We start from the raw sequence: 11,437 nt of genomic DNA on the forward strand, positions 1-11,437 counted from the left end.
TTAATTAAACTCTAGCTGATAATGGCGACTTAATTGACCCTTAAAGCTTTTGACCACGGCCAGGCATTCATTTAATAAGTCTCGCTCGAGTGCCGATAAAGTGGTCGGATCAACTTGCCGCGCATGCTTATCATCTGTTGATAGCGCCACTGACAAACGCTGCGCCATAAAAAACTCTAACGCTTCAAGCAAAGTGTCAGCGCGCTGTTGGTTTAAGGCGCGCACTTGCACCAAGGCTTTAAGGCGTCCTTTACTACTCGGCGCATCAAAAATATCGTTTTCTAAGGCTAAAGTACGAATGCCATGCACCAGCGGAAAAATACCGGCTTTTTTAAGATCGATATCGTAGGCGCTTTTTTTACCGCCAAGGAGCGGCACAAACTTTTGCCACCATTGACCGACATCGCCAAACTGTAAAGCGGCACGGGCGAACTGGCGGACAAACATCAGGTCTGACTGGCGATGGGCAATTTTTAAATGTTCGCGCACACTCGTCAGTAGCGATTCATCGCCGCAGACATATTCGCCATCAAATATGGCCGACAAATAAATACTATGTATCGGGTCGGTATTTCTAAACCATAAGCTAATCTGCGCTTTAAACTGTTTGAGCGGCTGCCGCCACAGCGGATTGGTCATCATGATATTGCCATCGCAAAGTGGATAACCCAAGGTTGCTAAATGATGGTTAAAGGTTTCAGCGAACTGAGCTAAGTCAGGATGGCTGTAACCATCACGAATAATCAGCGCATTGTCTTGGTCGGTACGCATGATTTGCTCGCCGCGACCCTCTGAGCCCATGACGATGACGCAAGTATTTTTCATCACTTCATCAGGTACGATAAGTTGCCATAGTTTGGTAAAAACTTGAGCGTTAAGGGTTTGTACCATACGGCTGACATTACCGATTTTGATACCGTTTTGGTGCTGCGCGCGAATATAGCGCCCGATAAGCTCAACCGCGGTAGCTAAGCTCGGCAAATCTTTTGCTTGCTCAATCTGCAGACTAATCAGCTGCGAATGATGACCAATATGAGCGAGCATATCACTTTGCCCAAGCACGCCTGCAACCTCGCCGTTGGCATCAATCACTGGCAGTCTATGGATACGGTAGCGCGTCATGGTCAATAGCGCATCGCCAATCTCGTCGTCCGCATCAATGGTGCGCAGATTGAAACTTGCATAGCGCTGGCAAGGCGTCGTCGCAGGGTTTTGCTGGTCGCTTACCGCGCGGCAGATATCGGTATCGGTTAAAATACCTAACGTACGACCAGAGTAGCTGTTGGAAGTTTGCGTATTGGCGCTATCAGTAACTAAGCTGCTATCTAGATTCTTGTCTAAATTTCGGTCTAAGTCTGTTTTTAAATCATTATCTAGTGTTTGCTTGTCAGCAGGGTGTGATTGGTCGAGCGGCCGCACCAACACATGCTTAAGCCCAGCTTTGGTCATGATATGTGCCGCCTCATAGAGGCTGCTGGTGGCATCAATGATATGCACGGGTAATAAGCTGACATCAATTACCGGCTGCATCATGATTTGCTGGACTTCTTGCTGTTCATTATAGCCATGATAGCTAGCATCTAAGCTTTGCCCACTTCGCCGCTGCTGTAATGCTTTTAATCGTTCAGGTAAATCTTCTGAGAGTAATTGGCGCACTAAATGATTCTGCGCACTGATTTTGTCAACGGTAGCGCCATTGATTTGCAGCAGCAGGGTGTCTTCAATCGCACGAAATTCGTAGGGCGATATGTCACTTTCATTTTTGGGTTTGCCATTGTTTATGGGTACGGTACTTTTTATAGGTATGAAAGTGGCTGCTTCGTTATCTTCTTCTGTAAACGATTTTGGCAACCGCCGACTGTCAAACCAATCATTACTATTTAGATGGTCGGTATGATTGCTACCTAAATAAGTCGCCACAAACTCGCCAGCAAACAGTTGCTCGATTTGTCCTTTAATCACCACATAAAAATAGCTTAAATCATCAGCAGATAAACGCTCATCTTTAGCAAGATAACGGATTTGGGTGTTTTTTCTAATACTTTGACGTTCAGCCGCGCTTATTACATCAAAGGGTGGCTGGGTAAAATCAAGATGGGGCATGGCATCATCCTTGATGGCATATTTAGTAAAATTTTGGAAAAAGAAATTTTACGACTGCTAAAGAAATATAAAAATAGCGTCGCGTTATTTCTACTATAGCACTCTTCGCAACCGAGATAGTAGAGAACTACATATAACCATTATGATATTGTGGGTATATGTGGTTCTCTGATACTATACTAAGTCTTGAGGTCGTATCTATCGTTTAATGCTGAGGTTCTTTGACTAAATTTTAAGCTCAGTTTTTGAGTGAGTTTTTAAGCGCCAAGCAGTTTACGAATGCGACTAATGGCTTCGCGGCTTTCCTCAACGCTGGCAACTAAGGCAATACGCACATAACCTTGCCCAGGATTTTTACCATTGACCTCGCGTGACAGATAACGCCCCGCCAGCGCGTGAATATTTGCTTGCTCATACAAAGCTTTGACAAAGATTTCGTCGTCGCCATTAAATTGCTCAGGGACTTTTACCCAAAAGTAAAAACCCGCCTCTGGCATGCGTAAATCAAGCAATTCGCCAAGCTCTGACATCCATAAGGCGAATTTTTCTTGATAAAGCGCTCGATTTTGCGCCACGTGCTTTTCATCTTCCCAAGCAGCGATGGAAGCCAGCTGATGCGGTATCGGCATCGCGCAGCCTTGATAAGTGCGATATTGCAAATAAGGCTGCAAAATATCGGCGTCACCGGCGACAAAGCCTGAACGCAGGCCGGGCAAGTTTGAACGCTTGGATAAAGAGTGAAATACCACGCAGTTTTTAAAGTCATGGCGACCAAGTGCCGCGCAAGCTTGCAGTAGGCCAATCGGCGCGCGATCAAAATACAGCTCGCTATAGCACTCGTCGCTGGCAATGATAAAGCCGTACTGGTCGGATAAACGTAGTAAGTGTTCCCAATCATCCATGGTCATGACGGAACCGGTTGGATTGTTTGGGCTACAGACAAACAATAGCTGCGTGCGCGTCCAAACGTCCCTCGGTACCGCGCGATAGTCACCTTTAAAATCATTATCGATGCTGCAAGGCATAAAGTACGGCGTCGCTTGCGCGAGTATGGCAGCACCCTCGTATATCTGATAAAACGGATTGGGCATCACAATCGTTGGTGCTTCATCTGCTTTTTGCAATGGCTGCGCGCTTGGTTGATTATGAGCTGGCAGTTGATTGGCTTCGTCTTCGGACAACTCGGTTTGTGAATGGTCAATAACGGCTTGCACCAAGCTAAAAATCGCCTCGCGCGTACCCATAACCGGCAATACTTGGCTATGCGGGTCGAGATGATTGAGAAAGAAACGTTTCTCAAGCCAATGGGCGATGGTTTGGCGTAGCTCAAATAGGCCGTTGGTGGTTGGATATTGGCTTATTTTGTCCAAGTTTTCGCGTAGGACGTCCAACACAAATGCTGGCGGCTCGTGTTTTGGCTCTCCAATACCGAGCTTAATTTCACTATAGTTATAGGCTGGCGTACTGTCCGCGAGTAAAGTCGCCATCTTAGCGAACGGATAAGGGTGCAGAGTCGTCAAGTTGTGATTCATAGGTAGGCTAACTATAATAGACAATTAATAATAAAGTGATAAAGAAAAATTACATTTGAGCAGTGTAGCACTTCTCTTATTTTTTGTCTTTTTTCTTCTCAGACGGTTTATTGTCAATGTAAAACCAGCGTTTTGCGCAATTTATACGGTGAATAACCTTGCATAGCGCTTGTTTTTTAGACGGTAACCCCTATTGAGATTGGCCAATTTTAATCATGCGATTAAGTATAGATAAAATTAAAATAGCGTCATTTGTTAACCAAGCAGAAAATAACTGTCCGTAAAAACGTCAGATTATTTAAGGAAACTTGATATGTCTAGTGTTTTAAAAACCGATGAGCGTGGCGCTAAAGATATCAATGTGCAACAATTTGAGGGTAGCCAGCGTGTTGAGCTATACGAGCAACTAAAACAGCGCGAGCACAATTGGTGGCAGGCGCGGCAGCAGTTGACGCTGTTAAAAGAGCGGCAGATGTTTTGGTTTGGCGATAACAGCTTTATGATGTGGCTGCTCTGGCAATTGGTCAGCTATGTGGTGGTTGCGATGGTGCTTATGCTCCTGAGCAAACTGTCAAACATCTCATTGCCTTTATGGCAGTACATGGGTTTGTTTGTGATACAGACGCTGATTTTTATCGTCATGTTGGGTTTTAAGGGCCGTATGGCCACGCATTTACAAAATAATATCAATCAAGTCGATGTCTTACGTGAAGAAGCGCTTAACGAGATGACCATTTTGGCCGCTGACACGCTTTATAATGATGTGCATGCCAAAGCCCCGATTTCCTTACAGCAAATCTTTGAATACTACGACGGCGAATTTCATTTGGCCAGTTTGCATCGTCTGCTACAAAGAGAGGTAGAAGCTGGGCGTTTGATGCTGGGGCAGCAGCAGGTAGAAGCAGAGATTTTGCCGTTGGAGCTTGCCGATGAGGAGCTTAAAGAAATGGCAAGCGAGATGGTCTATAAAAGTGTCATATAAAGTATGCGTTTAATATAAGTAGCTTATAAATATTTGGTCAAAAGCTATCGTTGATATTTTGTCTTAAAAAAACGCTTTATCGTTGAAGGTTAACGATAAAGCGTTTTTCGTATTTATAATTTAGCTTCTAACGATTAACTTCTAACATAAGCAGCTATATAGCAATTAACCATCGTTACGAATGCTCAGGCTTGCTATCAATGCCGCCTTCAATGTCTCAAGTTTATCCGCCGACAATGCCTGATCGTTTTGATCGCTGATATAAAACATATCTTCTGCGCGCTCGCCTAACGTGGTAATACGGGCGGCATGTACTTCAATTTGTTGTTGTAAAAACACCTGACCAACGCGGGCAAGTAAGCCTGGTTGATCAAGCGTCTCTAAGCTCATAATATGCTGATTTGAGGCTTCATTAAACTCAAAGTGAATCGTGGTAGCGACATCGAAATGTCGTAGTTGCCGCGGCATTCTTCTATTAGTAAGCTTGGGCACTGTCGGATTTTTAAAGGCATCGATTAAGCGCTGTTTAAGCTCTTGTTGGCTGTCTGTATCGACCAATAACGTGCCGCTGCGGTCGAGCAGCACGTAGGAATCTAAAGCAAAATCACGCGTTGCGGTAATGATGCGAGCATCTAATACATCAAGATTCATGTGGTCAAATACTGCCATGGTAACGGCAAATAAATTGACCTGATCTTGCGTATAAACAAACACTTGCACCGCATCAAGTGCCAGCTCGCGATGCTCACGTAACACGACCAATGGCTGACTATTGGCATCGGAGGCGCGTCCGATGGGCGGATGGTTTAAAATGGCTTCGGTATGCCACAAGATATCTTCTGCAATCTCGCGCAAAAAATACTCATCGCCCAAATCGTCCCATAACCTTAAAACCTCATCGCGATTCATGTGCTGATTATCGACATTATCAAGCATCGCCAGCGCCTGTTTGCGCGTGGCTTTAATCATGTCTTGGCGGTTGGTTGGGGCGTCAATATCAGCGCGCAGGATACGCCGTGTTTGTGAATACAGCTGCTTCATCAAGGTTGCGCGCCAGCTGTTCCAAAGCTGGGGATTGGTGGCATTCATATCGGCGACCGTTAGCACGTACAGATGGTTTAAATGGGTGACGTTGCCAACTAAATCGGCAAATAGCGTCACCACTTCTGGGTCGGAGATATCCTTTTTCTGCGCTGTCATCGACATCAGCAAATGATAGCGCGTCAACCAGCCGACCAAATGCGCGTCCGCAGCACTCATGCCATGAGCAAGACAAAACTCAATCGCTTCTGTTTCGCCAAGCTGGCTATGATTGCCGCCGCGGCCTTTGGCAATATCATGAAACATCGCCGCCAACACCAAAATCTCTTTGCGCTCGATACGCTGAAAGATAGAGCTGACCAGTGGAAAGTCCTCAAAAAAGCGCGGATCGGTAAAGCGGTGCAAAATACGAATCAAAAATAACGTATGCGCATCAACGGTATAACGATGGAATAAATCGTACTGCATCAGCCCCGTTACTTGCGCAAAAGCTGGGATATAGCTGCCCAAAACGCCATAGCGGTTCATGGTACGCAAGCGATGAAATAAATAATTTTGCTCTTTTAAATTGGCTAAAAATAGCGCTTGATGCGACGGGTTGTCTCTATACGCTTGATCGATGCCGCGCGCTGCTATTTTTAACGCACGCAAGGTATGGGTACGGACGTTTTTGATACCGTATTGACCCATCAGCAAAAACATTTCTAAAATCGCTTCAGGGTGCTGAGCAAAGACGCGATGATGCGATATTGCAATCTGTTCGCCGACTCGGTTAAAACGAGCGTTAATCGGATGTTTTTTTGGTCGTTCTTCATCCGGCAGTTGCGGCTCGATAATGGTCTCATAATAATGATTGGTCAGCATCTCAGACAGCGTCGATATCTGCATCGCACAGCGATAATAATCGCGCATAAAGCGCTCAACGGCGGCATTTGGTTGGTCATCAGGCTGCGTCTCATAGCCCATCATTTGCGCAATTTCACGCTGATAATCAAACAGCAGCTTGTTTTCATTGCGCCCAGTCAGCTCATGCAAATAATGACGGATTTGCCATAAATAACCTTCGGCAAAGTTAAGCTCATCGAACTCTTTTTCGGTCAAAAAGCTTTGTTGCACCAAGTCATAAAGCTTACTGACGCGAAAGTAGCGTTTGGTCACCCAACCAATGATATGAATATCACGCAGACCACCGGGTGCTGTTTTGATATTAGGCTCAAGGTTATATTCAGTCGCATTGTGCTGCAAATAGCGCGCTTTTGCTTCTGCGATTTTTACCTCATAAAAATCACGTGGCGACCATTGGGTATTGACGATTTTATGGGGCGCATTTTGCAGTGCTTCATTACCAACTAACAACCGCGCCTCTAGTAAAGTACTGGCAACGGTGTGGTCGAGCGCCGCTTCCAAGCATTCGCTGACGCTGCGCACCGATAGGGCGGGCTCAAGTCCAATATCCCATAATAGCGCCACTAAATTATCGATTTTCTCTTTATTATCAACCGTAATCTCGTCTGGCGTTAGCAGCAAAATATCGACATCTGAATATAACGACAGCTCACCGCGCCCATAACCGCCAGTGGCAAATAAGGCTAAGTCCGTTTTATCAAGCTCAAACCATTTGAACAACGCAATGAGTAATTCATCGATGACGCAAGCACGAGCTGCTACCAATTGGCGAATATTGACGCCGCGTTCGAGCTCGCGGCTGATATCGTCATTGATTTGAATCAGCCATTCAGCAATACTCTGTTCGGAAATACTGAACGACGTCGCGCTATCAGTGGTAGTGCCATGGTCTGATAATAGAGGCATAGGTGTCAAATCAATGGTCGCGACATCGCAAGTAAACATGAAGGGTATCCGATTAAGAGGTTGTAAATAGAGGCGCTAAAAAAATGGGTGAATGCAAATATCACGCTGAAAAACAAAAAATAGCACCGCCAATATGCCTGAATTTTCAGGCAAAAAAAAGACCGCCTAGGCGATCTTTTTACGTATTATTGGGTCAAAAAGCTTAAGTCTTCTTCGGGGCGTGTGGTAAAGACTTCACAGCCATTGTCCGTCACCACCATGGTATGTTCCCACTGTGCTGACAGCTTGCGGTCTTTAGTAATCGCCGTCCATTCGTCCGGCAAAATCTTGGTCTGCCACGTGCCTTGGTTAATCATCGGCTCAATGGTAAAAGTCATACCGGTTTTTAGCTCAAAGCCTGTGCCTTTTTTACCATAGTGCATGACTTGCGGCTCGTGATGGAATTCATTACTGATACCGTGACCACAAAACTCGCGCACGATACTAAAGCGCTCAGGCTCGACTACTTCTTGAATAGCGGCGCCGACATCGCCCAAGCGCGCGCCGTTTTTGACCACACTCATACCGGCATAAAGGGCTTCTTGCGCCACTTTGCAGATACGCTGCGCCATGATTGAGCCATTGCCGACAATCCACATTTTTGAAGTATCGCCGTAATAGCCGTCTTTAATCACGGTGACATCGATATTGATGATATCGCCATCTTTGAGCAGTTTATTGTCGGCTGGAATACCGTGACAAACCACATGATTGACTGAGGTACAGATAGATTTTGGGAAGCCGTTATAATTAAGCGGCGCAGGAATCGCGTCTTGCACGTTAACAATATAGTCATGAGCGATTTGGTTCAATGCTTCGGTACTGACGCCAACTTTGACGTGCTCGTCGAGCATTACAAGGACATCACTGGCAAGTTTACCAGCCACGCGCATTTTTTCTATGGCTTCAGGAGATTGGATAAGGGATTTTTTGGTCATCATAGTCGTACTTATAGTTATAGAATTTAGGTAGGCAATTATACCATAAATGCAAGCGTCGCTGTTCTGCTAACCCTTAGCAACTTTGTACACATTTATCAACCCTAGCGTTATAGTGATATTAGCTGTTTCAGCTTATCTATATGTAGATACGTGACTATAAAGTCATGGAAATATGACTCATATATCAAAAAACAGTTGAATGTTGTAGATGATAGAAGTATGGTAATTTTGTTTGCTAAATGAATTGGCAACGATTTTTAGCGCTTACTGCAGGATGCAATAGCTAAGCGTGAAAAAATAAACGTTAAAGATAAGCCACATAAAAGTGGCTTCACGCTTTTATTTTACAATAACAAGGATGTTGTTATGAGCCGAAAATCTTATCTTCGCGCGGCAGTCACGCCAAGCGCATTTCTGCCTACTCTAGGTGCTATTGGAGTCGGCGTTGTCATGATGGTAATGCAAACGACTTCTGCCCAAGCGGCGGGTCAATACTATAATTGTGCCAATCCGACTGGTTGCAAACTGGTCAGTAGCAAATCTTGGACTTCCAAGCATACCGATACTAAATATCCTATTGTTATGGCCCATGGTCTTGGCGGGTTTACCAAGGCTTTCGGATTGATAGATTATTTTTATGGTATTCCTGAAACTTTGATGAGTGGCGGCAGTCAGGTCTATACGACCAAGACCTCCTCAGTGAATAATAGTGAGTTTCGCGGTGAGCAACTACTGCAACAAGTCAAAACCATCAGTGCCATCTCGGGCAGTCCCAAAGTTAATTTGCTTGGACATAGTCAAGGCGGAATTGATATCCGATATGTGGCTGGAGTAGCGCCAGAATATGTGGCGTCAGTCACAGCCATTGCCAGCCCAGAGCAAGGCTCAAAAATGGGCGATTGGGTCATCAAACAAGTCGTTGAAGGCAGCGCGAACGACGGTTATGGTGAAGGCGAGTTTAATGTGGGCTCGCAGATTGCACTGGGCTTCTTTAAGCTTGTGGGTGGCTTTATGGATATTAGCGCCGGTATAAGCTTTAAAGACTTACAACAGCAAGATGGCTGGAAAGCAGTCCAAGCATTATCGACCGATTATGCCGCTACATTTAATGCTAAATTTCCAGCAGCAATGCCGACTAGCTACTGTGGTCAGCCGGCAAATACCGAGGTCAACGGTATCAAATATTATTCTTTTAGCGGTATTGGTCAGGTAACCAATGGCCTTGATCCCAGTGATTACATGCTTGCGTTGACCGGAACAACGTTTGACGGAGATCCCAATGATGGTTTGGTATCGGCCTGCTCAAGCCGGCTCGGCTACGTAGTTCGTGATAACTACCGCATGAATCATTTAGATTCGGCCAATCAGGTACTTGGTTTAACCGCATGGGGACAGCCCGATCCAAAAACTTTGTACCGTGACCAAGTCAACCGCCTCAAAAAAGCCAATCTATAAAGTGCTTCGTAAAAATAACATAAGCCTGCTATTGCCTTGAGTGCGTCTGGTTTATATAAAAACAGGGTCAATATCGTTGGCCCTGTTTTTTATCGCAAAAGTAGGTATAAACCGAGTTATTACAGAAGATATTTTTATTATGTCCAATAATCGCCGTCCACCATTTTTGCTCATTATTATCGCCGTGATAATCGTTTTAGTTGTGGCGATTATTTGGTGGTTTAAGCCCGATAATGCTGGTAAACCTTCTTCTCAAACAGAGTCTACGGCGCTGAATAGTCAAGCTAATGCCAGCATCATAGACGAGGCGAATGTTAATAATAATGTTGGCACATTATCCAAGCAAGACGCTTCTCAATTTACCACAGGTCTTGAGAATTTACCGCGCTCTTTGCAAGGAACGGAGGTCGACGGTGAGATTATCATTGATGAAAATAAACAGTTGGTCGTCACCGAAGGGCTACGGCGCTTATTTGATTACTTTTTATCGGCGCTAGGCGAAGAGGACGAAGCGGTCATTTATGCGCGGGTGGAGAGTTATATCCGCAGTCATACGCCAGAGCCTGCCGCCAGCCAAGCGATGAAGATATTTGACCAGTATATCGCCTATCTTAAAGCGATTCCTGCTATAGAAAGCCGTTATGGCAATCTGCAACTACAGTCGACCAAAAATGGCGAGCTGGATTTAAATATGGTGGCGCAGCAGCGGCAAGATGTCGCCAAATTACGCCAGCAGCACTTTGATAAAACTACTATCACCGCCTTTTTTGGCGCAGAAGATGAATATGACGATTATAGTATTGCGATGGTAAAAATTAACCAAGATAAGCAAATGTCCGACGCCCAAAAAGAAGCGGCAAAGCAAGATTATATTAGCCGGATGCCGGATAATGCGACCAAAGCCAACATCGCTCAGCAGGCGAATCTGGAGGAGTTAATCACTCGTACAGAGCAGATGCAAGCCAAGAGTGCAACGGCTGAAGAGTTATACAATATGCGTCGTGAGTTGGTTGGCGCGCCAGCAGCAGCAAGGCTTGCGCAAGTCGATCAACAAGATGCTCATTTTGATCAGCGTTTTAAGCAGTATCAAGCACAAAAACAGCAGCTATTAAGTCAAAGCGCTGATAAAACGCAAGCGCAAGCTCAAATCAGTCAAATTGAGCAGCAATTATTTAATGAGACGGAACGCAAACGTTTGGCAGGCTATGCCGCTTTGCAACAACAAAAGGCGGCAACTCCCAATCAAATCCGATATTAATTTTTAGGTAAAAATAAAAAATATTTAAGAGTGAAATGACAAACTCAGTGGTCTAAAGAGTATTTTTAACTGAAGTGCTAACAGGGAATAGGTATTGTAACAAGGTATGTTAGCAAAAAAGCTATAAAGTAGAACAAATATAGCGGTAATTGGTACTCAATCTATCATGACAGGCTTATGAAAAATGGGCATAATAACCTCACTGTTTAGACTAACGATAAAAAAATATTAAGCAAAGCACATTAGGGCGTGTCCCTAATTGGCAAACAAGTAT

At 44.8% G+C, this 11,437-nt stretch carries 7 protein-coding genes; 3 read left to right on the top strand and 4 right to left on the bottom strand.

What is annotated here, in order from left to right:
• Both IQ457_RS12860 and dapC read right to left on the bottom strand, forming a co-directional pair.
• The gene (locus IQ457_RS12860) at positions 1-2,103 is read right to left on the bottom strand and encodes a DUF294 nucleotidyltransferase-like domain-containing protein (protein WP_200663777.1); all 2,103 of its coding nucleotides are present in this window, start codon (positions 2,101-2,103) and stop codon (positions 1-3) included.
• Positions 2,104-2,360: 257 nt separating this feature from the next.
• Complete coding sequence (gene dapC, locus IQ457_RS12865) at positions 2,361-3,635, bottom strand: succinyldiaminopimelate transaminase (protein ID WP_200663778.1); 1,275 nt, start codon at positions 3,633-3,635, stop codon at positions 2,361-2,363.
• A gap of 313 nt (positions 3,636-3,948) precedes the next feature.
• Here dapC and IQ457_RS12870 point away from each other — a divergent pair, with 313 nt between their 5' ends.
• Positions 3,949-4,617, top strand: coding sequence for a hypothetical protein (locus IQ457_RS12870; protein WP_200663779.1), 669 nt, complete (start codon positions 3,949-3,951; stop codon positions 4,615-4,617).
• A 165-nt stretch (positions 4,618-4,782) separates the two neighbouring features.
• Here IQ457_RS12870 and glnD read toward each other — a convergent pair whose 3' ends face one another.
• Together glnD and map are read right to left on the bottom strand one after the other, a co-directional pair.
• Positions 4,783-7,509 (bottom strand): [protein-PII] uridylyltransferase, encoded by a 2,727-nt coding sequence (glnD, locus tag IQ457_RS12875; protein WP_200663780.1) that lies wholly within the window; start codon positions 7,507-7,509, stop codon positions 4,783-4,785.
• Between the two features lie 146 nt (positions 7,510-7,655).
• On the bottom strand, positions 7,656-8,447 hold the full coding sequence (map, locus tag IQ457_RS12880) for a type I methionyl aminopeptidase (RefSeq protein WP_373681933.1): 792 nt from the start codon (positions 8,445-8,447) through the stop codon (positions 7,656-7,658).
• A gap of 369 nt (positions 8,448-8,816) precedes the next feature.
• Here map and IQ457_RS12885 point away from each other — a divergent pair, with 369 nt between their 5' ends.
• Positions 8,817-9,905, top strand: a complete 1,089-nt coding sequence (locus IQ457_RS12885) for an esterase/lipase family protein (RefSeq protein WP_200663782.1) — start codon at positions 8,817-8,819, stop codon at positions 9,903-9,905.
• A gap of 139 nt (positions 9,906-10,044) precedes the next feature.
• A complete protein-coding gene (locus tag IQ457_RS12890) occupies positions 10,045-11,163 on the top strand; it encodes a lipase secretion chaperone (RefSeq protein WP_200663784.1) in 1,119 nt (372 codons plus the stop codon).
• Positions 11,164-11,437: the final 274 nt, after the last annotated feature.

Source organism: Psychrobacter sp. M9-54-1 (assembly GCF_016613355.1).
Taxonomy (GTDB): Bacteria; Pseudomonadota; Gammaproteobacteria; order Pseudomonadales; family Moraxellaceae; genus Psychrobacter; species Psychrobacter faecalis.